Here is a 26,384-nt window from a genome sequence, read left to right as displayed (position 1 = left end):
TCCAAACTCCGGTTCCGTCAGAGCGCCTCGGCGCCCGAGATGATTTCGATAAGCTCTTTGGTGATCGCGGCCTGACGGCTCCGGTTGTACTGGATCGTCAGACGGTTGATCATTTCGCCCGCGTTGCGCGTCGCGTTGTCCATCGCGGACATCCGCGCGCCCTGCTCGCTGGCGCCGTTTTCCAGAAGGGCGGTGAAGATCTGCGTGGCCACGCCGCGCGGCAGAAGGTCGGCCAGGATGGCCTCCTCGCTCGGCTCGTAGTCGTACAGCGCGCTTTCGCCCGTGGTCTCGTAGGCGGCGGGGATCACCTGCTTGGCGGTCGGGACCTGGCTGATCACCGACTGGAAGCGGTTGTAGAAGATCGTCGCCACGTCGAACTCGCCCGCGTCGAACCGCGCCAGCACGTCACGGGCAACCCGCGACGCCTCGGCATAGCCAACCCGCTTCACGTCGCTCAGGTCCACATGGCCCACGAAACGCTCGGCATGGTCGCGCTTCAGCTGTTCGCGCCCCTTCTTGCCGACCGTCAGGATCTTCACGGTCTTGCCCTGCGCAAGCAACTCGTTCGCCCGCGCGCGGGCCAGCCGCGCGATGGTCGAGTTGAAGCCGCCGCAAAGCCCCCGCTCGGCCGTCATGACCACCAGCAGGTGCACCTGGTCCCGGCCCGTCCCGGCCAGAAGCCGCGGCGCGGCATCCGACCCGGCCTGACCGGCGGCAAGGCCGCCGATCACGGCATTCATCCGCTCGGCATAGGGCCGTGCGGCCTCGGCGGCCTCCTGCGCGCGGCGCAGTTTCGCCGCGGCGACCATCTGCATGGCCTTGGTGATCTTCCGCGTGTTCTTGACGCTGGCGATCCGGTTCTTGAGTGCCTTCAGGCTGGGCATCGCGCCTTACTCCCCGCGCCCGCTCAGGCGAAGTCTTTGGCGAAGGTCTCGATCGCCGAGCGGATCGCCTTCTCCAGATCGCCTGCAACCTTCCGGTCGTTCCGGGTGATGTCCTCCAGCAGGTCGCGGCAGTTCGTGCGCAGGTGCTTCAGAAGCCCCGCCTCGAACCGGCCCACGTCGCGCACGCCGACCTTGTCGAGATAGCCGAGCGTGCCCGAGCAGATCACGACCACCTGTTCGGCGTTGGTCAGCGGCGAATACTGCGGCTGCTTCATCAGCTCGGTCAGGCGGGCGCCGCGGTTCAGCAGCGCCTGGGTCGCCGCGTCGAGGTCGGACCCGAACTGCGCGAAGGCCGCCATCTCGCGATACTGCGCCAGTTCCAGCTTGATCTTGCCCGCCACCGACTTCATCGCCGCGGTCTGCGCGGCCGAACCCACGCGGCTGACCGACAGGCCGGTGTTCACGGCCGGGCGGACACCCTGGTAGAACAGTTCGGATTCAAGGAAGATCTGGCCGTCGGTGATCGAGATCACGTTGGTCGGGATATAGGCCGAGATGTCGCCGGCCTGGGTCTCGATGATCGGCAGCGCGGTCAGCGAGCCGGCCCCGAAATCGCTGTTCAGCTTCGCCGAACGCTCCAGCAGGCGCGAGTGCAGGTAGAAAACGTCGCCCGGATAGGCCTCGCGCCCCGGCGGGCGGCGCAGCAGCAGCGACATCTGGCGATAGGCCACGGCCTGCTTGGACAGGTCATCATAGATGATCAGCGCATGGCGGCCGTTGTCGCGGAAGTATTCCGCCATCGCGGTTGCCGAATAGGGCGCCAGGAACTGCATCGGCGCGGGGTCCGAGGCGGTCGCGGCCACCACGATGGTATAGGCCATCGCGCCGGTTTCCTCGAGCTTCTTCACCAGCTGCGCCACGGTCGAGCGCTTCTGCCCGATGGCGACATAGATGCAGTAGAGCTTCTTCGATTCATCCGAACCGGCGGCGTCGTTATAGACCTTCTGGTTCAGGATGGTGTCGAGCGCCACGGCAGTCTTGCCGGTCTGGCGGTCGCCGATGATCAGCTCGCGCTGGCCGCGGCCAACCGGCGTCATCGCGTCGATCGACTTCAGGCCGGTGGCCATCGGTTCATGCACCGACTTGCGCGGGATGATCCCCGGGGCCTTCACGTCGGCCACGCGGCGCTCGGTCGCGGCAATCGCGCCCTTGCCGTCGATCGGGTTGCCCAGGCCATCGACCACGCGGCCGAGCAGCGCATCGCCCGCCGGCACGTCCACGATCGAGTTGGTGCGCTTGACGGTGTCGCCTTCCTTGATCGAACGGTCGTCGCCGAAGATCACGATGCCGACGTTGTCGACTTCCAGGTTCAGCGCCATCCCGCGGATGCCGCCGGGGAATTCGACCATCTCGCCGGCCTGCACGTTGTCGAGCCCGTGGACCCGGGCGATCCCGTCGCCCACCGACAGCACGCGACCGACTTCGGCCACCTCGGCGTCCTTACCGAAGTTCTTGATCTGCTCCTTGAGGATCGCAGAGATCTCGGCAGCCTGGATTCCCATGTTATCCGACCTCTTTCATGGCATTCTGGAGGGAGGCGAGCTTGGCACGGATCGAGGTGTCGATCATCGTGGAGCCGACCTTGACGACAAGTCCGCCGATGAGCCCTTCATCGACGGACGCCTTGAGTTTCACCTTCTTGCCCACGCGGGCGGCGATGGTATCCGACAGCGCCTTGGCCTGTGCCTTGGTCAGCGCGACGGCCGAGGACACCTCGGCCGTGATCTCGCCCTTCTCGGTGGCGATCAGCGCGCGCACCTGGGCGACCAGCTGGGGCAGGACGAACAGGCGGCGCTTCGACGCCATCAGCGCGATGGTGTTCGCGGTCAGCGCCGACAGGCCCATCTTCGCGCCAACCGCGGCCATCGCGGCGGCCTGATCCTCACGCGAATACAGCGGGCTCGAGATCAGGTCGCGCAGGTCCTCGCTGGCGGCCATCGCGGCGTCGAGCGCATCCGCATCCCCCTCCAGCGTGGCAAGCGCGCCCTCGTCCCTTGACAGATCGAACAGCGCCGAAGCGTAGCGCGCGGCAATACCGGAGGATATCGAGGCAGATTCCGACACGTCAGCCCTTCCGTTGTCCTTGCCCCGCCGATTGCGGCCCAGGGACCGCACACAAGGGCATTGCCCGGCGCCCGAAGCCTTCCCGGCGCCGCATTTCGGCCCCGCGTGTAGCAGAGGGTTTCATACCTCGCAACCGGGAAGGTCACTGTCGGCAGCCCCCGCCGGCCCGCCATTTCTCAGGCGCGCCGCCACATCCGCCACGCCTGCGACGCTTTGAAGCTGCACCTGCCGCAACGCCGTCGCTGCATCGCCGCATTCCGGGCCCCGCCACCAGAATCAGCAGGGTCGAGCAACCGCCGGAACCGTGCTAGCATCCGCCCGTCCAGCAGGAGCGTGCCATGCCGCCCATCCGATCCGCAGCGATTGCCCTGCTGTGCCTGGGTCCCGGCGCCGCGGGCGCCGAGCTTGCCCTCGATGCCCCGCGCCGGGCCGCCGAGGTCTTCGTCGCGGCGGTCAATGCCCGCGACGCCAAGGCCATCGCCGCGATCTATGCGCCCGATGCCGTGGTGCTGAACCCCGCGTCGCCCCCGATCGCCGGGCGCGACGCCATCGGCCAGGCCTGGGCGCAGAACCTGGCGGGCGGACTGTCGGCCATCGCCTTCGGCGACATCCGCACCGAGCGGGGCAGCGACCGCGCGGCGGTCATGTGGACATGGGAAATCACCGTCTCGCCCCCCGGCCAGGCTGCCGTCGTCGTGCGGGGCCGGTCGCTCGTCTATTTCGTGCTGACGCCGCAGGGCTGGCAGATCAGCGCCGACATGTGGCACCCAGCACCCTAGCCGCGCATCCGCATCGCGACATCCAGCATCCGGTTGGAAAAGCCCCATTCGTTGTCATACCAGCCGAACACCCGCAGCAGGCCCTGCGGCGTGACCTTGGTTTCCGGGCAGGCCACCACCAGGCTTTCCGGCCGCGCCCGCAGGTCCGACGACACCAGCGGCAGGTCGGTCGTCCCGATCACCCCGCCCGCCGCGCGCAGCCCGGCGTTGACCGCCGCGGCATCCGCGGGCCGTGCCGTCTGCACCACAAGATCGATGCAGGACACGCTGGCCACCGGCACCCGCACCGCCTGCGCCACGATCCGCCCCGCCACCTGCGGCAGCACCGTATCCAGCAGCCGCGCCGCCGAGGTCGTGGTCGGCACCATCGACAGGGCAGCGGCGCGCGACCGCGCGAAATCGGCGGCGGGCGCATCCACCGTCGGCTGGCTTCCGGTGTAGCAATGCACCGTCGTCATCGAACCGGTGGCGATTCCCCAGCCGTCGTGCAGGAACCGCACCAGCGGTGCCATGGCATTCGTCGTGCATGACGCGTTCGACAGGATGCGCTGCGCCCCGATCACAGCCTCGTTCGCACCCAGCACCACCGTCGCCTCGGCCGCGCCGGACGGGCCGGACACCAGCACCCGCCCCGCCCCCGCCCGCAGACCGCGCCCCGCCACCTCGGCCGTGTCAGCCCGGCCGGTGCATTCCATCACCACGTCGACGCCCGTCAGATCCAGCGTCGACAGGTCCGCCGCGCGGTGCAGCGGAATCGCCCGCCCGTTCACGACCAGCACGCCGTCCGCCAGCGAAACGCTGCCCCGCCAGGGGCCGAACACGCTGTCATAGCCGAACAGATAGGCGCACATCTCGGGCGCCGCGATGTCGTTGATCCCCGCGATCTCCAGCCCCGGCCAGCGATCCGGCGCCTCGGCCCAGGCGCGCAGCACCGACCGTCCGATCCGCCCGAAGCCGTTGATGAACACCCGCATCGCACGCTCTCCCCGCCCGCCGCTTCACAGAATACCCGCCAGCCCCGCTCCGCAAGCCCGCGGGCCCGGGAATCTTGTCACCATGACAAGGGTTTGGAACGGCCCGCCCCCTTGCGGCCGGCGCCCCGCCCGGGCAGGCTCGGCCTCACAGGAGGAAACCGATGAACCTCGCATCCCTTGCCACCGCCCGCGCCGACGCGGGCCGCCCCGTCCGTGCCGCCCTGATCGGCGCGGGCAAGTTCGGCACCATGTTCATGGCGCAGGTGCCGCATGTCGCAGGGCTCACGCTGCCGGTGGTGGCCGATCTCGATCCCGATCGCGCCCGCGCCCAGGCCCGCGCCGCAGGCTGGCCGGATGACCTGATCGCCGCCACCCGCTTCACCGACAGCGGCACGCAGGCCGCCGCCGCCGATGTCGATGTGGTGATCGAGGCGACCGGCCACCCCGAGGCCGGGATCGTCCATGCGCTCGCCGCCATCGAGGCGCGCCGCCACGTCGTCATGGTGAATGTCGAGGCCGATGTCCTGGCGGGCCCCGTCCTTGCCGCCCGCGCCCGCGCGGCGGGTGTGGTCTATTCGATGGCCTATGGCGACCAGCCCGCACTTGTCGCCGAAATGGTCGACTGGGCGCGCGCCGCGGGCTTCGCCGTGGCGGCGGCGGGCAAGGGCACGAAATACCTGCCCGCCTATCACGGCGTCACCCCTGACCACGTCTGGGACCACTACGGCCTGACCCCCGAACAGGCCCGCGCCGCAGGCATGAACCCCCAGATGTTCAACAGCTTTCTCGACGGTACGAAATCGGCCATCGAGATGTGCGCCATCGCCAATGCCTGCGGCCTTGACGTGCCGGACGCGGGCCTCGGCTTTCCGCCCTGCGGGGTCGATGACCTGGCCCGCACCCTGCGACCCCGCGCCATCGGCGGCCAGCTCGACCGCGACGGCATGGCCGAGGTCGTGTCATCCCTCGAACGCGACGGCCGCCCGGTGTTCCGCGATCTCCGCTGGGGCGTCTATGTCATCCTGCGCGCCCAGACCGACTATGCAAGCGCCTGCTTCCGCCAGTATGGCCTGCCCACCGACGATACCGGGCGCTATGCCGCGATGTACAAACCCTTCCACCTGATCGGAATGGAGCTGTCGATCTCGGTGCTCTCTGCCGCGCTGCGGGCCGAGCCGACGGGCCAGACCCGCGCCTGGCGCGGCGACGCCGTGGCCGTCACCAAGCGCGCATTGAAGGCCGGCGAGATGCTGGACGGCGAGGGCGGATTCACCGTCTGGGGCCGCGCCATGCCCGCAACCGCCTCCCGCGCGATGCGGGCCCTGCCCATCGGCCTCGCCCACCGCGTGCCGGTCCTGCGCGACATCCCGGCGGGCGCGGTGCTGACGCTGGCCGATGTCAGGCTGGACGAGGGCGCCATGGGCGTGCGGCTGCGGCACGAGATGATCGGGGAACGGGCAGGTTGGACCCGACCTGCCAGCCCCGATTCCTAACAACCCCTTAACGGGACCACCTCAACCCATTGATTTCCCTGACACCGCGCAGCGTCCCATCGTGGGACGCCCCGGTGGCCCGGCGTGGAGGCTGTCGCCGCCCGGCGACGGCCGCGCCGGTGCGGGACAATGCCCGCCGCCGATGCTAGGCTCACACCCCAGAACCCCGCACCGGCCCGGAAAACCAGCATGACGATCACCAAGCAGGACGAACTGGACGGGCTCAAGGCCATCGGCCGCATCGTGGCCAACACCATGCAGGCCATGGCACAGGCGATGGAACCCGGGATGACGACGCGGGACCTCGACGACATCGGGCGCGCGCTCCTGGAACGCGCGGGCGCCCTGCCCGCCCCGGAAACCACCTATGACTTTCCGGGCGCCACCTGCATCAGCGTCAACGAAGAGGTCGCGCACGGCATCCCCGGCGACCGCGTCATCCGCTCCGGCGATCTGGTGAACATCGACGTGTCGGCCAGCAAGGACGGCTATTTCGCCGACACCGGCGCGACCTTCCGGGTCGGCACCGTGCGGCCCTCGCTCGACCGGCTCTGCCGCGACGGGAAACGCGCCATGCAGATCGGCATCGCGCAGGTCGGCCATGACCGGCCGCTGGCCGGCATCGGCAACGCCATCGGCCGCTTTGCCGCACAGCGCGGCTACACGCTGATCCGCAACCTTGCCAGCCACGGCGTCGGCCGCGCCCTGCACGAACCGCCCGAGGTCGTGCCGACCTGGCCCACCCGCGACGACCGGCGGCGGATCCACCGGGGCCTCGTGCTGACGGTCGAGCCGTTCCTGTCGCGCGGCGCGATCTGGGCGACCCGGGGCAAGGACGACTGGACGCTTTACAGCGAACCCGCGGCGCCGGTCGTGCAGTACGAACACACCGTCGTCGCGACCGATCGCGGCGCGGTCATCGTCACGCTGCCGGGCTGACCGGCCACGCGGCGCAGCCCCGGCAATGCCGTCTCACCGGAAAGGCCATGCTGTTCACATCCGATATCCTCGACCAGATCGCCACCGGCCGCGTCACCCTTGCCTTCCGCCGCTGGCAGCGGCCATCGGTCAGGGCGGGCGGCACCCTGCGGACGCCCGCCGGTGTCCTGCGGATCGACAGCCTGACCGAAATCGACGCCAGCGCGATATCCGATGCCGAGGCGCGGCGCGCCGGTTTCGGCAGCCGCGAGGCGCTGCTTTCCGGCCTGCGGGGCGGCAAGGGCCGGGCGCTCTATCGCATCGGATTTCATGTCGAGGGCCATGATCCCCGCATTGCCCTGCAGCACGATGCCGATCTCTCGGGCCCGGCGCTGCAATCCCTGATCGACGGCCTCGACACCCTCGACCGGGCATCGCGAAGCGGCCCGTGGACAACCAACGTGCTGCGCCTGATCGCCGAGCGGCAGGGAACGCCATCGGCCGAGATCGCCCGCATCCTCGGGATGGACCAGCCTGCCCTGAAGCGGCGGGTCCGCCGGTTGAAGGACCTGGGCCTGACCCGCAGCCTGCACACCGGATACACGCTGTCGCCGCGCGGGGCGCGGCTGTGGGACGCACTGGAACGCCGCTCGCAGGCGGCAGCACTTCCGATCCGCCCCGGCACCGGCTAGGCTGACGCCGCAGGATGGAGATGTCGCGGCATGGCCAGGTTTGTTTGCGGAATGAACGTATCGCTCGACGGCTACGTCGACCACGAGCAGTTCGCGCCGGACCCCGCGCTTTTCGACCACTGGACCGAACAGGTGCGCGCCGCCGCCGGCAGCATCTGCGGCCGCCGCATCTATGAACTCATGCGCTACTGGGACGAGGACCAGCCCGGCTGGACCGCCAGGGAACACGCCTTCGCGGCGGCATGGCGCGGCCAGCCGAAATGGGTCGTGTCGCGCTCGCTGTCCGAGGTCGGCCCCAATGCCACGCTGGTGTCGCAGGACATCGAGACGACGCTGCGCGGGCTCAAGGCGACACTTGCAGGCGAGATCGACCTGTGCGGCACGGTTCTGGCGCAAAGCCTGACCGAGCTTGGCCTGATTGATGAATACCGGCTCTACTTCCATCCGGTCGTCCTGGGCCGGGGCACACCCTTCTTCGCCGGGCCGCGACCGCGCCTGCGCCTTGTTGCCAGCGACCGGATCGGCAGCGACGCGATCCGTCTGACCTACGTTCCCGCCTGATCACCCGCACCCCCGGTCGGGTCGGGCCTGCGGCGGATGCGTGCATGCGTCCGTTGTTGCGCGACCCGGCCTCGCGCAACAACGGCCGAACTGGCGATCACCATCGACGGGAAGGAACGCTGCCATGACAGTCATCATCACGGCCTTCGCGGCATCGCCCGACCGCGGGCAGGGACAGGCGCGCGACATGCGCGTCCGCTGGGCGCTCGAGGAGGTGGGCCAGCCCTACGAGGTCCGGCTGGTGTCGTTCCGGCAGATGAAGGAACCCGCCCATCTGGCGCTTCACCCGTTCGGGCAGATCCCGACCTATCAGGATGGCGACCTTGCGCTGTTCGAATCCGGCGCGATCGTGCTGCATGTCGCAGGGCAGCGCGCGGGGCTGCTGCCCGAAGACCCGGCCGCCCGGGCACGCGCGATCTCGTGGATTTTCGCGGCACAATGCACCGTGGAACCACCGATCCTGGAACGCGAGACTGCCCATTATTCGGAACGCGATCAGGGTTGGCACCCGTCGCGGCTGCCGCTGATGGAGGCTCGCATCCGCGAACGGCTGGGACAGCTCTCGGTCCGGCTTGGCGATGCAGACTGGCTGGACGGCGCGTTCAGTGCCGGGGACCTGGTGATGGTGGGCGTGCTGCGCCGCCTGAACGGATCGCCGCTTCTGGACGCGTACCCGAACCTTGCCGCCTATATCGCCCGGGCCGAGGCGCGGCCCGCGTTCCGGCGTGCCTTTGCGGATCAGCTTGCGGTCTTCACGGCACGACAGCGGGACACCGGCGGATGACCGAAGCGTCCATCGACCGTCCGCGGACCGTCACAGGCCGGCACCCCGTCGGCGTCGAACCCGCGCGGCGCCCGGCCGAAGTCTGAAGAAGTGGTTAACCCGGAAAGCCAACCCATTGATTTAAAACGCCTCGAAAAATGTCCCACCGTGGGACGCGCCGCGGGATCAGACCGCAACCTCGATTCCCTGCCCCCGCTCGCGCGCCCGGCGCACCGCCACGTCGGCCACGGCCAGGTCCTGCAGGCCCACCCCGGTGCCGTCGAACAGGGTGATCTCTTCGGGCCGGGTCCGGCCTGGATGGGTCCCTGCCAGCACCTGTCCCAGCGGCACGATGTCCGCCTCTGCCACCAGCCCCGCCGCCACCGCATGCTGCGCCTCGCCGATGGTCACCGATTGCGCCACCTCGTCGCAGAACACCGTGGCCCGCGCCAGAAGCGCGGGCTCCACCTCCTGCTTGCCGCGCGTGTCGGTGCCCATGCAGGCAAGGTGCGCCCCGGCCGAGACATGGGCCGCCATCAGGCTGGCGGCAGGGGAGGAGGTGATCGTCACGATCACATCCGCCTCGGCCATCCGCTCCAGCGGCACCGCCTCGAAGGGCAGGCCCAGTTCCGCCGCAACCCCGGCCAGCCGCCCCAGCATGTCGGGATGAAAGTTCCAGCCGATGACCCGATCGAAGCGCCGCACCCGGGCCGCCGCCCGCAGCTGGAACGCGGCCTGATGCCCCGCCCCCACCATGCCCAGCACCCGTGCATCCCGCCGCGCCAGACGGTCGATCGAGATCGCACTGGCCGCGGCCGTCCGCAGCGCGGTCAGAAGATTCCCGCCCACCATGGCCACAGGGCGCCCGGTGTCGGGATCGAACAGGAAGACGCTGGACTGGTGGTTGATCATGCCCCGCGCCGCATTGCCGGGAAAATAGCCCCCCGCCTTGACGCCCAGCATCCCCCCCGCGCGATCCAGCCCGGACTTGAACCCGTATTGCCGCCCCTCGCCCAGGGCCTCGCGCACCACGGGAAAGTTGTAGGCCTCACCCCGGGCCATGGCGGCAAAGGTCGCCTCGACGGCCGCAAAGGCATCCTCGGGCGACACGAGGTCCGCAATCAACGCCTCGGGAACGATCAGCATGGCCACACTCCTGCTTCTTCTGTCCTGACCCGTCCGCCGGAGAGCCGCAGGCGGGGGCGGCGCCCCCGCCACGACCCGCCGTCAGTAGGCCTTGCCCCGGGCCGAGACCGGCCAGACCACCTCGACCCGGCCGCCGCGCACGCCCACATACCAGTCGTGGACGTTGCAGGTCGGGTCGCAATGGCCGGGAACGAGGCGCAGCTTGTCACCGACCTTCAGCTTGCCCTCGGGGTCCATGACCACCCCGTGCTCGTCGCTGCACTTCACGTATTTGACGTCATCGCGGCCAAAGATCACGGGCAGGCCCGAGTCCACCGACTGCGCCTTCAGCCCGGCATCCACGATGGCCTTGTCGGCCTTGGCATGGCTCATGACCGAGGTCAGGATGAACAGCGCATTCTCCCACTCGCCCTGGTCGATGCGGCGGCCCTGCTGGTCGAGGATCCGGCCGTAGTCGGCATCCATGAAGGCATAGCTGCCGCATTGCAGTTCGTTGTAGACGCCCGAATTGCTTTCGAAATAGTAGCTGCCGGTGCCGCCGCCGCCGACGATGTCGCAGTCAAGACCGAGGGCCTTGAGCGCGTCGACCGCATCCTTCACCTGCGCCACGGCAAGGTCGATCTTGGCCTTGCGGTCGTCATAGCTGTCCATGTGCTGCATGGCGCCCTGATAGGCCTGGATGCCCGAGAACTTCAGCCCCGCCGCCGCCGCGATGGCCTGGGCGATCTCCACCACGGCCGGGGTCGTGGTCACGCCGCAGCGCCCGGCGCCGCAGTCGATCTCGACCAGGCACTCGATCGTCGTGCCGTGCTTCACGGCCGCCGCCGACAGGTCAGCCACATTCGCCACGTCATCGACGCAGACGATGGTCCGCGCGCCCAGTTTCGGGATGCGCGCCAGCCGGTCGATCTTGGCCGGGTCGCGCACCTGGTTCGAAACCAGCACGTCCCGGATGCCGCCGCGGGCGAAAACCTCGGCCTCGCTGACCTTCTGGCAGCACACGCCGCAGGACCCGCCCAGCCGTTCCTGCAGCAGCGCCACATCCACCGATTTGTGCATCTTGCCATGCACGCGGTGCCGCATGCCATGGGCGCGGGCGTAATCGCCCATCTTGCGGATGTTGCGTTCCAGGGCGTCCAGATCGAGGATCAGGCAGGGCGTCTGGATGTCGGCCTCATCCATCCCGGGCAGCGCCGGGATGTCGTAGCCCACTTCCAGTCCTTCGAATTTCGGCTCGATGTTCATGGCGTTCCTCATTTCATCCAGGGCAGTTTGTCGAGGTCCACGTTGCCGCCGGTGATGATCACACCGACACGGCGCCCGCGAAAGACCTCGGGGTTCTTCAGGATCACGGCAAGCGGCACCGAACAGGATGCCTCGATCACGATCTTCATCCGCTTCCAGGTCAGCTTCATCGCGTCGACGATCTCGTCCTCGGTCGCGGTCAGCACATCGGTCACGTGGGTCCTGACGAAATGCCAGGTCAGTTCCTTGAGCGGCACCTTCAGCCCGTCCGCCACCGTATCGGGCGCATCGTCCGCGATGATGTGCCCGGCGCGGAACGACCGCGCCGCGTCATCCGCGTTGACCGGTTCGGCGGCATAGATCCTTACCTGCGGCGCCAGGTTCGACAGCGTCAGGCAGGTGCCCGAGATCATGCCGCCACCGCCGATCGGGGCGACGACGGCATCCAGCCCCTCGACCTGCTCGAGCAGCTCGCGCGAGCAGGTGCCCTGCCCCGCGATCACGCGCGGGTCATTGTAGGGATGCACGAAATCGGCGCCGGTGCGCGCCTGCACCTCGGCAAAGACCGCCTCGCGGCTGCTGGTCGAGGGCTCGCATTCGGTGATGATCCCGCCATAGCCTTTCACCGCATCCTTCTTGGCCTGCGGCGCGGTGCGGGGCATGACGACATGGCAGGGAATGCCCCGCCGCCCCGCCGCGTAGCTGAGCGACAGCGCGTGGTTGCCGCTGGAATGCGTGGCGACGCCGCGTTCAAGCTGGTCGTCGCGCAGGCCGAACACCGCGTTCGATGCCCCGCGCACCTTGAAGGCGCCCGCCTTCTGGAAGTTCTCGCACTTGAAGAACAGCTCCGCCCCCGTCAGGGCATTCAGGTACGACGAGGTCAGGACCGGCGTGCGATGGATATGCGGCCGGATACGCGCATGCGCCTCGACCACATCATCGAACGTCGGCACCATCAGACCGTCCATATCCTTCATCTTTCGGCCTTTCATCCTGGATTGACCATTGCGGGACGCGGCGGCGATGCCGGTGCGTCCCGCCGCTTCATGCCGCCGCGCGGGCGGGCTCGGCCACCGATCCGCGATAGTATTCCTGCGCCGCCGCGACACCCGATCCCAGCTTCACCGGCCAGCCAAGGTCAGCCATGCACATCTCGGCCGTGGCAAGCCCGGCCAGGACCATGACATCGGTCAGCGACCCCAGGTGCCCGATGCGGAACACCTTGCCCGCCACCTCGCCCAGGCCGACGCCAAAGGCGACGCCATATTTCTCGGCGGCCAGCCTGACCAGGTCGGTGCCGTTGCACCCCTCGGGCACCACGACGGCCGTCACCGTCTCGGAATAGAGGTCGGGCGACATCGCGCAGGGCCGCATGCCCCAGGCCGCGATCGCGCGGCGCACGCCTTCGGCAAGGCGCGCATGGCGGGCGAACACATGGTCAAGGCCTTCCTCTTCCAGCATCTCGATCGCCTCGGCCAGACCGGCGATCAGGCCGACGGCCGGGGTGTAGGGATAGCCGCCCGCCGCGTTGGTGCGCATCATGTCGCGGAAGTCGAGGAAGGTGCGCGGCAGCGTGGCGCTGTCCATCGCCGCCAGGGCCTTCGGCGACAGCCCCAGGATCGCCAGCCCCGCGGGCAGCATGAAACCCTTCTGGCTGCCGGTCACCGCGATATCGACGCCCCAGCCGGCCATGTCGAAGGGCATGCAGCCGATCGACGACACGCCATCCACCATCAGCATGGCGGGATGCCCCGCCCGGTCCATCGCGCGGCGGATGCCGCCGATGTCCGACCGCACGCCGGTCGCGGTCTCGTTGTGGGTGGCCAGAACCGCACGGATGCGGTGGCCCGCATCGGCCTTCAATGCGGCCTCGATGGCCGCGAGCGGCGCACCCTGGCCCCACGGCGTCTCGATGACCTGCACGTCCAGGCCGTGGCGCTGGCACATGTCGATCCAGCGGTGGCTGAACATGCCGAAGCGCGCGGCAAGGACCGTGTCGCCGGGCGACAGGGTGTTGGTGATCGCGGCCTCCCAGCCGGCGGTGCCGGTCGCCGGGTAGATCAGCACCTCGCCCGCCGGCCCCATGTTCAGCACCCGCCGCACCCCGGCAATCGCCGGGCGGAAGATCCGTCCGAAGGCCGCCGACCGGTGATCCATCGTCTGGATGTCGCAGGCCTTGCGGATGCGGTCGGGAATGTTGGTGGGCCCGGGGATGAAGACGGGGTTCTGGCTGGTCATGGTAACCTCCCTGCACGCGATGGATGTGGGTCTAGACCGGGGAACAGCCACAGGCAATTTTTTCGAAATTGTTTTTCGTCCAACGAAAAACGTGATATTGTTTATCCATGTCAGGTGCTTGCCGTTTTTTCACCATGGCGCACCCCTTCGGTTTCTCTGCAGGAAAGCGACGAATCATGGCCGAAGCCCCCCAGAAGAAACCGCGCGGCCGGCCGCGCGCCTTCCACGACAAGACCGACCAGAACACGGTGCAGGCGCTCGACCGGGCGCTTGGTCTTCTGGAAAGCCTGGCGGCCCACCCCGGACTGACGCTCAGCGAACTCGCCGAGGTATCGGGGCAGGCGGTCGCGACGGTCTATCGCGCGCTCGTGACCATGCAGGCGCATGGCATGGTCGAGGTCGAGGAACCCGGGCAGGTCTGGCACATCGGCGGCGGCGCGTTCCGCGTCGGCTCGGCCTTCCTGCGGCGGACCAAGATCGCCGAGCGGGCGCGCCAGCCGATGGACGCGCTGATGCGCGCCAGCGGAGAGACGGCAAACCTGGGGGTCGAGTGGAAGGACGAGGTTCTGTTCCTCGCCCAGGTCGAGACGCATGAGGCGATCCGCGCGTTCTTTCCGCCCGGCACCCGCGGTGCGATGCATTGCTCGGGCATCGGCAAGGCATTGCTTGCCTGGTATCCGGAAGAACGGGTGCGCGGGATCGTGGCCCGACAGGGACTGGAGCGGTTCACCTCGCTCACCATCACGGGCGAAAGCCTGCTTCTGCGCGATCTGGCGCGGACGCGCGAGCGCGGCTTTGCGGTTGACGACCAGGAACGCGCCGAGGGCATGCGCTGCATCGCGGCGCCCGTGTTCAATGCCTTTGGCGAGGCGGTCGCGGGTCTGTCGGTGTCAGGCCCGGCTTTTCGCGTCGGCCTGTCCGATGCGTCACGGCTGGGCGCCCGGGTGCGCGAGGCCGCCGACCGCGTCACCGAGGCGACGGGCGGTCAGCGGCCCTGATCGCGCCCTGTGTTCAGGTCAGGTCCGCCACCCGCGCGTGCAGATGCGCGACAAGCCCGGGCGCCAGCCCCATCCTTGCGGCCAGCATCGCCAGATACCCCTTCTCGGCAGGGGCCTCCGGGTCAACGACCAGCAGCGAGGCGGCATAGATCTCGGCCGCCTCCTCCGGGCCGCGGGCCAGGGCGGCGATGCGTCCCGGGTCCAGTGGCGCATCGAGTTCCGCCGCGATCAGCGCCTGCGCCTCGCCGCCCAGGCCCAGTTCCGCGATCTGACCCTCGATCCTGCGGCGCTCCATCCCGGTGACATGCCCGTCGGCCTTGGCCGCGGCCACCATGGCCTGCACCAGGCGGGCGGCCAGATCGTCAGCCGCCGCAGGATCGGCGGGCAGGAAGGGCGTGTCGCCCGGCGGCGGCAGCGCGACGGGCGGCGCCCCGGCAGGCGCGGGCAGCGCCGCCTTGCCCGCCTGCCAGTCCTGCCAGGCCTTCCACGCAAGCCCGCCCAGCACGGCCGCGCCGCCCACCTTCAGCGCCGATCCTGCCAGGCGCCGGGTATCCTTGCCGCCCAGCAGAACACCCAGAAGCCCGCCCGCAATCGCACCCTTGGTCAGCGCCGATTGCCCGTCCCAGGCGCCCCGCGCCCGCGCCGCCATGTCGCCCATGCCACCGGGCGCCGATGCGCCTCCCAGCAGCCCGTCCAGTAGGGATTTCGCGTTCTTCATGTCGTCCTCATGCCTGCGCGCCGGGGGTCGGGCGCCCGCGTCACATGGGAACGGCCCGAGGCAGCGTCAATCACGATGTGGTCACATCGGGCGGGCACGCCTCTAATTCAGATTAAAAGAATCGGGATTTACCGCCCTTCCGCGCTGCGCTATGCTTTCGCCATCCAAGCCAGCCTGGAAGGTCAGCCCGGACCCAACCGACAGGAGCCGCGCATGACAACCGCCCTTCCCCCCTCTGCCCCGCCCCCGGACCGCATGGTCCCCGACCGGATGTCGGACCTTCGCGATCTTCTGGCGCTTGCGCTGCAGGGCCAAACCGCGCCCGGCCACGGGTTGCGCCAGTTGTTCGACAGGATCGGGGGGCTGGCATGACCGTGGCCTTCAACGGGCGGGATGCCCGGCGAATCGACGGCCCGCTGCGGCTGCCCCAGGCCGTCGAGGTACCGCCGCAACCGGCGCAGGCGACGCCCCTGCACGACGCGCGCCGCCTGACGGGGCCGGGCGGCACCGCGCAGATCATTCTGGACGGCCAGCTTTACGTGCTGCGCATCACCCGCGCCGGAAAGCTGATCCTGACGAAATAGCGGCAGCCGCGGCCGGGCGTGAAAGCCCCGTCAATTCATCCCGGGCGCGGGCGGGGGTTTTGACCCGCGCGCCGCTTCGGTGGCATGGTCGGCGCCAAGCCCCATTTCATCAGGTGCCCCATGACGCCCGACGACACGCCCGCCCCCGCCACCCTGCCGCCGCACCGGTCGGGCTATGCCGATTGGGCCGCCGTGCTGGACCGCGCCTCCGGTCTGCCCGGTTCGCGAGCCATCGCCCGAAAGGGGCCGACGCGTCTGAACACCGCGCTCGTGCGTCTCTTGGACCGCGACGCGGCGCTGCGGGCGCTCGCGGCGGGAACCATCCGGGTCGATGCCACCACCGGCGACCTGCCCGAAGACCCGGACGAAACCGTGCTGATCTACTGGCAGGATGAGGGCGCCGGCGCCCCCGCCTTTGCCGAGGTTGTCGCAGATGGCGCCATGGTGGAACTTTCGCCCGATGACCCGGACCCGGCCGAATCGCAGGCCGCCCCTGTGGCGCGGCAGTCGGCACCGGCGGCTGCACCGGTCTCGGCGATCGTCGCCGTGATCGACGACGGGATCGGGTTCCTGAACGCCCGGTTCTGCCGCAGCGACCCCGCCATGGAATCGGGCCTGCCTCTGCGAACCCGGTTCCATGCCGTCTGGCTGCAGTCGCTGCGCGCGGTACCCGGACCGGGCGGCACGCTCGCGGCCGGGCGCGTGCTGCGGCGGCCCGCCATCGATGCGCTTCTGTCGCAGGGCACCCGGCTGGAAGAGGCCGCGACCTATCGTCGGCTGAACACGCAACTGTTGCGCCCCGGGGCGCCCCGCCTGTCGGAACGCGGCACCAGCCACGGCACCCATGTGCTCGACCTGGCCGCAGGCGCGCTGCCCGACGACACCGCCGACCCCGCGCGCGACTGGGCGCTGCTGGCGGTACAGCTGCCGCCCGAGGCGGTGGACGATACCGCGGGCACCTGGCTTGAGCCGCTGCTCGTGCAGGCGGTCCGCTGGTGCCTGAGGCAGGCCGAGGCCGTCGACGCCACGGCGCCCGTCATCATCAACATCTCCTACGCCACCTTTGCCGGACCGAAGGACGGGACCAAGGCCGTCGAGGCGCTGATTGCACGGGCGGTGGACCGCTGGCGGGCACGGACCGGGCGCGAGGCCCGGGTGGTGCTGGCGTTCGGAAACGCGCGGCTGACGCGACAGGCTGCCCGCCTTTCGGTGGCGGCGGACGCGCCCGCATCGCTGGACTGGCGGCTGCCGCCCGACGATCACACCGCAAGCTATCTGGAGATACGCCCCGACCGGCCCAAGAGCCTGTCGCGGCTGACGCTTGGCCTGACGCCACCCGGGGCGCAGGCGGCCCAGGTGATCGCGCCGCTGGCCGCCGATACCTACGCCGAGGTGGCCGATGGCGCGGGGCAGGCCGTCGGGCGGCTCTATCACATCGGGGCGCGGCGGACCGCGCCGGGCGTCACCACGCCCGCACATCTTCTGCTGGCCATGGCGCCGACATCCGAACACGGCACCCGCCCGCGCGCCCCGCACGGCGGCTGGCGGCTGGACCTTTCGGCGACCGGCGGCAACCCCGTCGCGCTGCGGATCGAGGTGCAGCGCGACGACACGCCGATGGGCTATCGGCTGAACGGACGGCAGAGCTATCTTGACCATCCGGGGGCCGAGGGCTGGGACACCGAGACACATGACTACGGCGCACCGGAACCCGGTTGCCCGATCACCCGCGCGGGCACCCATTCCAGCTTTGCCACCGCACCGTCGGCCGCCGTCATCACCGTGGGCGCGGCGCGCGACGATACGCGGGCGCCGTCCCGATACGCGGCCGAGGGCGCCGATTTCACCGCACGGTCCGGGCCGGACCTTGCCGCCCTGGGCGACCGGTCACCGCTGGCGCCGGGGCTTGTCGGCTCGGGCACGTTCAGCGGGTCCGGCCGGGCGCTCGACGGCAGTTCGGCGGCGGCGGCCCGGGTCACGCGGGCCCTGGCGCTGCATCTTGCGGCGGGGCCATCGACACCCGGCGCGGCCGAGATCGGTGCGCTTGTGGCGGCCTGGGGCCAGCCCGCCGCGCCTGCGCTGGCAAACCGCCTGGGCGCCGGCGTGCTGACCGATCCGCGCGACCGGCGTCTCTAGCCGTCGGTCCGGGCGGGCAGGCCCGGCGGCCCGCCCGCGCCCCGTCACGTCAGGCGCGGGGCCATTCGTCGCGCGCGATGTTCCACAGGCTTGCCAGCACCGGCGGCGGCGGCTTGGCCGGATCAAGGGCAACGCGGCTCGGCACGGCAGGCAGCAGCGATTGCAGCGTGGCCAGATCGAAATCACCGGCCCAGTCGGTGGCATCGAACGCATAGACCGGCGTATCGGGGCGCCCCGACAGCCAGTTCACCAGCAGTTCCCCGATTCCCAGACCCAGCATCGCCCCGGCCATGCTGTCGGTGGGGTAATGCACGCCCGCCACCGTGCGGTTCTCGGCGATCCGGGCGGCCAGCCGCATCGGCAGGCTGCGGTTCGCGATCTCGGTCGCCGGGTCGATCGTGCCTGGGGCCTGCAATGCCGAGAACAGCGTGGCCACCGCGAAGGCCTCGGTCGCATGCCCCGAGGGCCAGGACCCGTGGCCCGGCGTCTGGATGATCGGCTGCACATCGGGGCTGATCGCGATCGGGCGGGGAAAGTCGAAATGCATCTTCACACGCATCTCCAGCCGCCCGACCAGCCGCAGCAGCGCCCAAATCAGATCGAGCGACCGGCGCGTCGCGACCCGGTCAAGATAGGCCTGCGCACCGAAGAAGCTGACAAGGTCGTTCGACTGCACCTGGATTTCGGCCATCCGGTCCAGTCGCAGGTCGGCATAGCTGCGAATCAGGGCCAGCTGGGCATCAAGAAGCGCGGCGGTCACGCCGGGCCGGGTCAGCGACACCACCGCAGCCCCGCCCGTCAAGGGCGACACCACCTGCGCCGACAGCGGACCCCCGAGGTCAAGCGCGGCGACCTGCGACAGTTCATAGTCGATCACCGCGACCTGCGGCGCATCCTGCATCTTGCGGAACGCGTCCCAGTGACCGGGCAGGCTGACCGTCGGAATCAGCGCGCTCTGGCCCGTCCAGTGCCGCGCGATCCCGTCCCGTGTGCTGGCCAGCGCCGCCCCCAGATAGGGCCCTCCGGCGCCGCCCGCGCTTTGCGTGCCCTGGGTTCCCTGGGTGCCTTGCGTCCCTTGCGTACCTTGTGTGCCCTGCGTCCCCTGCGTTCCCTGGGTGCCCTGCGTCCCCTGGGTGCCTTGCGTTCCCGAATAGGCCATCGTCGCTCTCCGATCATGCTTCCGGCGCGGGCCGCAGCGGACCTGTCGCGCATGGCGCCACAGTAGGACGGGCCTTTCGCGCGGTCCAACGCCGCGACGCAGGCTCCGCCGAATTGGCGCGGTTTTGACGGCACATCAAAAGCCTACCAGACGGCGCGGCACGGTGTTAACGTGGCGTCACCGCCAGGATCCGGGAACGTCTATGCCGCCCGACGACAGCCCCCCCGCGCGCCCTGCGCCGGTTGTTGAACTTCGCCTGAACGGCCCGTTTTCGGCAACGGGCCCCGGGGGCGTCGATCTGACGCCGAAGCCGCACAAGGCGCGGGCGCTGCTGGCGCTGCTGGCAACGGCGGATGACCAGCGGCGCGGTCGCCGCTGGATCGAGGAACATCTGTGGTCGGACCGGGGCGCGCAGCAGGCGGCGGGCAGCCTGCGCCAGGCACTTGTCGATCTGCGCCGCGCCTTCGGCGACTGGCACGGCGTGGTGCAGGCCGACCGCGAATGGGTGCGCCTGGAACCCGGCACCGTGACCGTGCTGCGCGACGGGCCGGGGGAGTTCCTGGACGGGATCACCGTGCGCGACACCGGTTTCCTGCGCTGGCTGGAAGGCATGCGGCAGCGCAACGGCGCGACGCCCGCCACACGCGCCGCCGATGCCGGGGGGCCGGGCACGTCGCAGCAGCCGATCGTGATCCGCTGCGGCGCCTCCGCGCTGCCCGGCTCGGCCTCGTCCCTCGTGGCCGAGATCATCGCGGCCCGCATCGCGACCGACATTTCGGACAATGTGACGGCGGCCATCGTCGCCCCCGTCGCGGGCACGGCATCGCCGCCCTGCGACATCGACGTGTCCTGCAGCGTGGTCGAGGACAACGGCATCTGCCTGGCGCTGATCAAGGTGCTGCACCTCCCGACCGGGCGGGTGCTGTTCCAGAAGGATTGCAGGTTTGTCGGCACCGCCTCGTCGCTGGTCGGCGGGGCCGACCTGATCCGCGTGGCCTATGAGGCGGCAGAGCGCACCGTGGGCAAGGTGCCGCACATGCTGGGCCTCGGGCGTGCGGCAACCAAGTCGGCGGCGCTGACGCAACTGGCGCTGCACCGCATGTTCAGCTTTGACGAGGCGCAGTTGCGCGAGGCCGACAAGCTGATGCAGGCGGCCTGGGAGGTCGAGGAAAACCCTGTCCACCTGGCCTGGCGCGGGCTTCTGCAGATGGTCAAGGCGATCGAACTGCCGCAGGCGCTGCGGCCCGAACTGCATGACCTGGCCGAGTCGCTGACCCGGCAGGCAGGGGAACGCGACACCGGCAATGCGACGTTGCAGGCGCTGATCGCCCAGACCCGGGCGATGCTGTTCGGCGACGCGCAGGCGGCGGGCGAGGCGGCGAAGGCGGCGGTCGAGGAAAACCCCCGCAACCCCTATGCCCTGCAGGCGATGGCGGTGGCGCGGATGCTGGCGGGGGACGGAGAGGCGGCCTATCGCACCTCGCTGCTGGGGCGCGCCTATGCGGAACGGTCGGCGTTCCGCCACTGGTGGGAGGCGCATCACGCGACGGTCTGCGTGGCGACCGGCCGCATCGACGAGGCGATCCGGTCGGCCGAGGCCGCGACCTTCGGCGCGCCCTCGCTGCGGCCGGCCTATCGCTATCTGATGTCGCTCTATGCGCAGCGCGGCGACCTGATGCGCGCGAACTCGATGAAGGAAGCCCTGGAACGGCTGGAGCCGGGATTTTCCATCGACCGCATGCTGGAAGACCCGGAATATCCCGTGCGGACCCTGCGCAATACCGGATTGCTGAAGGAAATCAGGAAGCTGCGCTAGATCGCCAGCCCCATGGCCGCCAGGTGTTCCGCCCCCCGCAGGAGGCCCCGCTGATCGTTCACCTCAAGGATCAGGCGCGGCATCTGGCGCAGCGAGCCGAGCGCGGCAAAGACCGACCGCCAGTTCAGATCGCCTTCGCCCGGGTGCCAATGCCGGTCGGCATAGCCGTCGGTGTCCTGCAGGTGGACGTGCTGGAGGCGCTTGCCGGCGGCGTGGATGAAGACGTCGACCGGGGGTGCACCGGCCAGGCGGTGGGCGTAGTGGGCGTGGCCGGTGTCGAGCGATACGGCGACCGCCGGGCTGTTCAGCGCGTCGGCCAGCCGGCAGCGGGCGGCGGGGTCGATATCCTCGACATTCTCGATGACCAGGGTGACGCCCTCGGCCTCGGCCCGGGCGATCACCGGCGCCATGAGCCAGCGGACACGCTCGATCTGGATCGGCTCCTCGGCCGGTTCGGCCAGGTGGTTGGAGTGGTCCCAGATCGTGACGGGCGAGTGGATCACCATCTGGTCAGCGCCGAGCGCCGCGCAGGCGTCAAGGCAGGCCAGCATGCGGCGGCGCACCACCTCGGCCACGTCGGGGTCGTAGGCGTCGATGGCAAAGCCCAGGAAGGGACCATGCAGGCCCAGCCTGCCGCTGTGCCCGTCAAGCAGGCCGCGTGCCCGGTCGATCAGGGGCCGCATGTCGCCCGACAGCGCGCGGGCTGAGGCAAAGCTTTGAATTTCCAGATCTCTTGGGGCCGACAGGACCCAATCACGATGTCTCGCCAGCATGTCGAGCGTCAGTGCGGCACCCAGCACGGGCAGCGGTCTGGCCATCGGTTTCCTCCCCCGGTCCCCTGATGCCGCCAGTTGGCGCGGAGCGGGGGCCGGGATCAAGCCCCGTCTGCGGCGACCCGGGCCGGGAAGCCCGCGGCGTCGAGCGCGGCGACCAGCAGGGCCGGGGCGGCGGCGCCGGCCACGGTGGCGCGGCGGGCGGGCAGGTCGACCGCGACCGCCGCGCCGGGATCGGCGCCGGTCAGGGCGCGTTCGACGGCGGCCTTGCAGTGGCCGCAGGACATGTCGGGGATTTCCAGCGTGATCATGGGTGCTCCTGTCGTCGTCGCCAGATGGGCACCGGCGGCGGAAAACGTCAATCCCCGCGCCGGGCGCAACGGCGGCGGCAGGGTGCGGCGAATCGGGGGTTAACGGCTGAAAGGGCTGGATTTTCCGCGTCGGTTTCCCGTCCCGCCCGCGTCCGTTCCGCGTATGGCATCCGTCCCGACAGGCCGCGCGGGGCGGCCACGGTTAACGCAACGCGCGCAATCGGGCCGCGCGGGGGGTCAGACCAGCGGCCGCGCCCCCGGCAGGAAGGCGAATCCGTTCGGCCCGAGGTGCAGGGCGTTGCCGTGGGCGCGGGCGGACAGGCACGGGCCCACCGGCACGGCCGGTGCAGCAAGCGCCACGTGCTGTGGTTCGGGCGACAGGTTGAAGACGCAGAGGATGGCATCGGTGCCTTGCCCGCGCGTCAGGGCCAGCACGGGTTCGGCGGTATCGTGGAACCGGAAGGCCGCACCACCGAGGCCGGGGGTTGCGCGGCGGAAGGCCAGCAAGGCGCGGTAGAAGGCCAGCGGCGAGTCCGGATCGGCCGCCTGCCCCGCGACATGGCGGGCAAGTTGCGGCGGCTTGACGGGCAGCCAGGGCGTGCCGGTGGTGAATCCGCCCTGCGCGCCGCCATCCCAGACCATCGGGGTGCGCGTGTTGTCGCGCCCAACCGGCGCGGGCCAGAAGGCGATGCCCTGCGGGTCGGTCAGTTCCTCGAAGGTCAGCGCGGTGTCGGTCTGGCCCAGTTCCTCGCCCTGCCAGAGGCAGACCGAGCCGGGAAACGACAGCAGCAGCGCCGCCGAGAGTTTCGCCAGGGTTTCGGGCGTGGCGCCATGGGCGGCCCAGCGGGTGACATGGCGCGGCACGTCATGGTTCGAGAAGGCCCACATCGGCCAGCCTTGCGGGGCACCGGCAAAGAACGCCTCGATCCGCGCGCGGAAGGCGGCGGCGGTGAATTCGGGGCCCATCATCTCGAACGAGTAGCACTGGTGCAGGCGGCCGGGCGCCGTGTATTCGCCCATCATCGCGATGGCATGATGGCTTTCGCCCACCTCGCCCACCGCCATCCGGGCGCCATAGCCATCGAGCAGCGCGCGGATGCGTGCCAGCCAGGCCAGGTTTTCGGGGCGGTTCTTGTCGAACAGGTGATACTGCATGCCATAGGGGTTCGATTCCGGCGCGGGCTTGTCGCGCGGGTCGGCCGGGTTGTCGCGCAGAAGCCGGTCATGGAAGAAGTAGTTGACCGTATCGAGGCGCAGGCCGTCGACGCCACGGTCGAGCCAGAAGCGGATGTTGTCGAGGTGCCAGTCCTGCACGTCGGGGTTGTGAAAGTTGAAATCCGGCTGACAGGACAGGAAGTTGTGCAGGTAGTACTGGCGGCGGCGGGCATCCCATGTCCAGGCCGGGCCGCCGAACACCGACAGCCAGTTCGAGGGCGGGCCGCCATCGTGCCGGGGGTCGGCCCAGACATACCAGTCTGCCCGCGGATTGTCGCGGCTGGCTCGGCTGGCGGCGAAGAAGGGGTGGCGGTCGGAGGAATGCGACAGCACCTGGTCGATCACCACTTTCAGCCCCAGGGCATGCGCCCGGGCGACCATGGCGTCGAAGTCGGCGAGCGTGCCGAACACCGGGTCGATGTCGCGGTAGTCCGACACGTCATAGCCCATGTCGGCCATCGGCGAGCGGAACACCGGTGACAGCCAGATCGCATCGGCGCCGAGATCGGCCACATGGGACAGGCGCGCGGTGATGCCCGGCAGGTCGCCCACCCCGTCGCCGTTGCTGTCCTGGAAGGACCGGGGATAGACCTGATAGGTCACGGCACCACGCCACCAGTCGTCCATCGCCGTCTCCTGCCCCGTTTGCCGGGCCAGATTACGGTGCCGCCCGGCGCCCGCAAGCCCGGGAATGCCGCCCGCGGCAGATGGCGCAGCGTGCCGGGATGATGCGCTGGACATCACTTCAAATGTCCGGAATGGTGATCATGGGGCACCAGCCCCATGCCGGACCCTGCGACGGAGACCCAGGCGCGTGATCACCTCTGCCCAGTTGCGCGCCGCGCGCGCCTTGCTTGGCATCGACCAGAAGACGCTGGCCGAACGCGCCGGCCTGTCGTTGCCGACGATCCAGCGGATGGAGGCGAGCGACGGGCAGGTGCGGGGCGTGGTGGACAGCCTGGTGAAGGTGATCGCGGCGCTGGAGGCGATGGGGGTGGACCTGATCGCAGAGGGCGCGGCATCGGATGGCGGCGGGCGCGGGGTGCGGCTGCGCCGCCCTGGCAACGGCGGCGGACGGCCGCCGCCGGAATGACCCGGCCGCCGGAGCCCGCCACCCTGCCCCCGAGATTGCCGCCGAGACCGTGATGACCAGCCAAGCGCCCCGCCCTGCCCCCCGCCCCGCCCATGTCGACGATTTCGCGACCATCGACCTTTACACCCCTAAGCTGCTGACGGTGCTGCGCGAGGGCTACGGCGCGGCGCATCTGCGGGCCGACGCGCTGGCCGGGCTGACCGTGGCGATCGTGGCGCTGCCGCTGTCGATGGCGATCGCCATCGCCTCGGGCGTGACCCCGGCGCAGGGGCTGGTGACGGCGATCGTCGGCGGGTTCCTGGTGTCGATGCTGGGGGGATCACGGTTCCAGATCGGCGGGCCCGCCGGGGCCTTCATCGTGCTGGTGTCCGCCACGGTGGCGCTGCACGGGGTGGACGGCCTGATCCTGGCCACCTTCCTGTCGGGGCTGATGCTGATGGGGGTGGGGGCGCTGCGGCTGGGCACCTACATCAAGTTCATCCCCTTCCCGGTGACCGTGGGCTTCACCGCGGGCATTGCCGTCATCATCTTTGCCAGCCAGATCAAGGAGCTGATGGGCCTTGCCCTGACCGCCGAGCCGGGCCCGCTGCTGGAGAAGCTGCCCGCGCTCTGGGCGGCGCTGCCGACCTGGACGCCGGCGGCGGTGGTGCTGGCGGCGGCGACGGTGGGGATGATCCTGGGGCTCAAGTCCTGGCGGCCGCACTGGCCGGGGATGCTGATCGCGGTGGCGGTGGCGGCGGTGGCCACCTGGATGCTGAACCTGCCGGTCGAGACCATCGGCACGCGGTTCGGCGGCATCCCCTCTGCCCTGCCCGCGCCGCACCTGCCCGAGCTGAGCTGGGCGCGGGTGGCCGAGGTCTTTCCGGCGGCGGTGTCCTTCACCCTGCTGGGTGCCATTGAATCGCTGCTGTCGGCGGTGGTGGCCGACGGGATGACGGGGCGGCGGCACCGGTCGAACTGCGAACTGGTGGCGCAGGGGGTGGCCAATGTGGGATCGGCGCTGATGGGCGGGTTCTGCGTGACCGGCACCATCGCGCGCACGGCGACCAATGTGCGCGCCGGGGCGCACGGGCCGGTGTCGGGGATGCTGCATGCGGTGTTCCTGCTGGGGTTCATGCTGCTGGCGGCGCCGCTTCTGTCCTTCATCCCGCTGGCGGCGCTGGCGGGGGTGCTGGCGGTGGTGGCCTGGAACATGATCGAGAAACCGGCGGTGGCGGTGCTGGTGCGGTCGGGCTGGGGCGATGCGACGGTGCTGGGGGCGACCTTCGGGCTGACCATCTTCCGCGACCTGACCGAGGCCATCGTGGTGGGCTTCCTGCTGGGGGCGGTGCTGTTCATCCACCGGATGAGCCAGGCGGCCGCGGTGACGACCGAGATCCCCTTTGTCGCCACCGACCGCGCCGACGAGGGCAAGCCCTATGACGAGGCGCGCGCGGCAAACCCCGAGGTGGTGATCTATCACATCCGGGGGGCATTCTTCTTTGGCGCGGCGGCCTCGATCGGATCGGTGCTGGACCGCATCGCCGACACGCATCGCGCGCTGATCCTCGATTTTGCGGCGGTGCCGTTCCTCGATTCCACCGGGGCGAACGTGGTCGAGGGACTGGCGCGCAAGGCGCACCGGCGGGGCATCCGGCTTTACATCGTCGAGGCGGCGCCGGACATCCGGAGGGCGCTGCTGACCCATGGCGTGCGCCCGCCCGAGGTGGTCTTTGCCACCGGGATCGAGGCGGCGCTGGCCGACTACCGCGCCGCCGGCTGAGC

At 70.1% G+C, this 26,384-nt stretch carries 26 protein-coding genes; 13 read left to right on the top strand and 13 right to left on the bottom strand.

All coding sequences use genetic code 11. The features are described from left to right. Positions 1–17 precede the first annotated feature (17 nt). From KF887_07580 to KF887_07570, 3 genes are read right to left on the bottom strand one after another with little or no spacing between them, the layout of a single operon-like run. Positions 18–884: a F0F1 ATP synthase subunit gamma gene (locus KF887_07580; GenBank protein ID QYK42948.1), complete on the bottom strand. Its 867-nt coding sequence runs from the start codon at positions 882–884 to the stop codon at positions 18–20. 23 nt (positions 885–907) lie between these two features. Further along, positions 908–2,446 (bottom strand): F0F1 ATP synthase subunit alpha, encoded by a 1,539-nt coding sequence (gene atpA, locus KF887_07575; GenBank protein QYK42947.1) that lies wholly within the window; start codon positions 2,444–2,446, stop codon positions 908–910. Position 2,447: 1 nt separating this feature from the next. After that, complete coding sequence (locus KF887_07570) at positions 2,448–3,008, bottom strand: F0F1 ATP synthase subunit delta (protein QYK42946.1); 561 nt, start codon at positions 3,006–3,008, stop codon at positions 2,448–2,450. Between the two features lie 338 nt (positions 3,009–3,346). Between KF887_07570 and KF887_07565 the strand changes: the two genes are divergently transcribed. After that, positions 3,347–3,787: a nuclear transport factor 2 family protein gene (locus tag KF887_07565; protein ID QYK42945.1), complete on the top strand. Its 441-nt coding sequence runs from the start codon at positions 3,347–3,349 to the stop codon at positions 3,785–3,787. Here the strand turns inward: KF887_07565 and KF887_07560 are convergent. Further along, positions 3,784–4,761: an aldehyde dehydrogenase gene (locus KF887_07560; protein ID QYK42944.1), complete on the bottom strand. Its 978-nt coding sequence runs from the start codon at positions 4,759–4,761 to the stop codon at positions 3,784–3,786. The two genes, KF887_07565 and KF887_07560, sit on opposite strands and share 4 nt — an antisense overlap. A 161-nt stretch (positions 4,762–4,922) precedes the next feature. On the opposite strand from KF887_07560, the gene KF887_07555 reads away from it, so the two are divergent. From KF887_07555 to KF887_07535, 5 genes are all read left to right on the top strand, one after another. Continuing rightward, positions 4,923–6,254: a flagellar biosynthesis protein FlgA gene (locus KF887_07555; GenBank protein ID QYK42943.1), complete on the top strand. Its 1,332-nt coding sequence runs from the start codon at positions 4,923–4,925 to the stop codon at positions 6,252–6,254. Positions 6,255–6,443: 189 nt separating this feature from the next. Then, positions 6,444–7,193, top strand: a complete 750-nt coding sequence (map, locus tag KF887_07550) for a type I methionyl aminopeptidase (protein QYK42942.1) — start codon at positions 6,444–6,446, stop codon at positions 7,191–7,193. A gap of 47 nt (positions 7,194–7,240) precedes the next feature. Continuing rightward, on the top strand, positions 7,241–7,864 hold the full coding sequence (locus KF887_07545; GenBank protein QYK42941.1) for a winged helix-turn-helix transcriptional regulator: 624 nt from the start codon (positions 7,241–7,243) through the stop codon (positions 7,862–7,864). Between the two features lie 30 nt (positions 7,865–7,894). Further along, positions 7,895–8,425, top strand: coding sequence for a dihydrofolate reductase family protein (locus KF887_07540; GenBank protein QYK42940.1), 531 nt, complete (start codon positions 7,895–7,897; stop codon positions 8,423–8,425). A 124-nt stretch (positions 8,426–8,549) separates the two neighbouring features. Continuing rightward, complete coding sequence (locus KF887_07535; GenBank protein ID QYK42939.1) at positions 8,550–9,209, top strand: glutathione S-transferase family protein; 660 nt, start codon at positions 8,550–8,552, stop codon at positions 9,207–9,209. Between the two features lie 165 nt (positions 9,210–9,374). Here the strand turns inward: KF887_07535 and KF887_07530 are convergent, their stop codons facing one another. From KF887_07530 to KF887_07515, 4 genes are all read right to left on the bottom strand, one after another. Beyond that, entirely contained in the window at positions 9,375–10,334 is a 960-nt protein-coding gene (locus KF887_07530; GenBank protein QYK42938.1) for an ornithine cyclodeaminase family protein, read from the bottom strand. 81 nt (positions 10,335–10,415) lie between these two features. Next, a complete protein-coding gene (locus KF887_07525; GenBank protein QYK43481.1) occupies positions 10,416–11,579 on the bottom strand; it encodes a DSD1 family PLP-dependent enzyme in 1,164 nt (387 codons plus the stop codon). A gap of 8 nt (positions 11,580–11,587) precedes the next feature. Further along, positions 11,588–12,556, bottom strand: coding sequence for a pyridoxal-phosphate dependent enzyme (locus KF887_07520; protein ID QYK42937.1), 969 nt, complete (start codon positions 12,554–12,556; stop codon positions 11,588–11,590). A gap of 67 nt (positions 12,557–12,623) precedes the next feature. Beyond that, positions 12,624–13,817 (bottom strand): aminotransferase class V-fold PLP-dependent enzyme, encoded by a 1,194-nt coding sequence (locus tag KF887_07515; GenBank protein ID QYK42936.1) that lies wholly within the window; start codon positions 13,815–13,817, stop codon positions 12,624–12,626. A gap of 176 nt (positions 13,818–13,993) precedes the next feature. Between KF887_07515 and KF887_07510 the strand changes: the two genes are divergently transcribed. Continuing rightward, positions 13,994–14,815, top strand: a complete 822-nt coding sequence (locus tag KF887_07510) for an IclR family transcriptional regulator (protein QYK42935.1) — start codon at positions 13,994–13,996, stop codon at positions 14,813–14,815. Positions 14,816–14,828: 13 nt separating this feature from the next. Here the strand turns inward: KF887_07510 and KF887_07505 are convergent, their stop codons facing one another. Beyond that, the gene (locus KF887_07505) at positions 14,829–15,533 is read right to left on the bottom strand and encodes a tellurite resistance TerB family protein (protein QYK42934.1); all 705 of its coding nucleotides are present in this window, start codon (positions 15,531–15,533) and stop codon (positions 14,829–14,831) included. 213 nt (positions 15,534–15,746) lie between these two features. Here KF887_07505 and KF887_07500 point away from each other — a divergent pair, with 213 nt between their 5' ends. The 3 genes from KF887_07500 to KF887_07490 all read left to right on the top strand — a co-directional run bounded on the left by KF887_07500 (position 15,747) and on the right by KF887_07490 (position 18,253). Beyond that, positions 15,747–15,905, top strand: a complete 159-nt coding sequence (locus KF887_07500) for a hypothetical protein (GenBank protein QYK42933.1) — start codon at positions 15,747–15,749, stop codon at positions 15,903–15,905. Continuing rightward, positions 15,902–16,117 (top strand): hemin uptake protein HemP, encoded by a 216-nt coding sequence (locus KF887_07495; GenBank protein ID QYK42932.1) that lies wholly within the window; start codon positions 15,902–15,904, stop codon positions 16,115–16,117. Before KF887_07500 ends, KF887_07495 begins: the two co-directional genes overlap by 4 nt. 120 nt (positions 16,118–16,237) lie before the next feature. Then, positions 16,238–18,253 carry a hypothetical protein gene (locus KF887_07490; GenBank protein QYK42931.1) on the top strand — a complete coding sequence of 672 codons (2,016 nt, stop codon included), beginning with the start codon at positions 16,238–16,240 and terminating at the stop codon, positions 18,251–18,253. Between the two features lie 49 nt (positions 18,254–18,302). On the opposite strand, the gene KF887_07485 is transcribed toward KF887_07490, so the two are convergent. Beyond that, a complete protein-coding gene (locus tag KF887_07485) occupies positions 18,303–19,412 on the bottom strand; it encodes a phosphatase PAP2 family protein (GenBank protein QYK42930.1) in 1,110 nt (369 codons plus the stop codon). 202 nt (positions 19,413–19,614) lie between these two features. Here KF887_07485 and KF887_07480 point away from each other — a divergent pair, with 202 nt between their 5' ends. After that, positions 19,615–21,228, top strand: a complete 1,614-nt coding sequence (locus tag KF887_07480) for a hypothetical protein (GenBank protein ID QYK42929.1) — start codon at positions 19,615–19,617, stop codon at positions 21,226–21,228. On the opposite strand, the gene KF887_07475 is transcribed toward KF887_07480, so the two are convergent. The 3 genes from KF887_07475 to KF887_07465 all read right to left on the bottom strand — a co-directional run bounded on the left by KF887_07475 (position 21,225) and on the right by KF887_07465 (position 24,154). Further along, positions 21,225–22,046, bottom strand: coding sequence for a sugar phosphate isomerase/epimerase (locus KF887_07475; GenBank protein ID QYK42928.1), 822 nt, complete (start codon positions 22,044–22,046; stop codon positions 21,225–21,227). The two genes, KF887_07480 and KF887_07475, sit on opposite strands and share 4 nt — an antisense overlap. Positions 22,047–22,102: 56 nt before the next feature. Continuing rightward, complete coding sequence (locus KF887_07470; GenBank protein ID QYK42927.1) at positions 22,103–22,312, bottom strand: heavy-metal-associated domain-containing protein; 210 nt, start codon at positions 22,310–22,312, stop codon at positions 22,103–22,105. Between the two features lie 237 nt (positions 22,313–22,549). After that, entirely contained in the window at positions 22,550–24,154 is a 1,605-nt protein-coding gene (locus tag KF887_07465) for an alpha glucosidase (GenBank protein ID QYK42926.1), read from the bottom strand. A gap of 187 nt (positions 24,155–24,341) precedes the next feature. On the opposite strand from KF887_07465, the gene KF887_07460 reads away from it, so the two are divergent. Both KF887_07460 and KF887_07455 read left to right on the top strand, forming a co-directional pair. Further along, entirely contained in the window at positions 24,342–24,620 is a 279-nt protein-coding gene (locus tag KF887_07460) for a helix-turn-helix transcriptional regulator (GenBank protein ID QYK42925.1), read from the top strand. 52 nt (positions 24,621–24,672) lie between these two features. Beyond that, positions 24,673–26,382: a SulP family inorganic anion transporter gene (locus KF887_07455; GenBank protein ID QYK42924.1), complete on the top strand. Its 1,710-nt coding sequence runs from the start codon at positions 24,673–24,675 to the stop codon at positions 26,380–26,382. Positions 26,383–26,384: the final 2 nt, after the last annotated feature.

This window comes from Paracoccaceae bacterium (assembly GCA_019454225.1).
Lineage (GTDB): Bacteria > Pseudomonadota > Alphaproteobacteria > Rhodobacterales > Rhodobacteraceae.
This window is presented reverse-complemented; position numbering and strand designations above follow the sequence as displayed.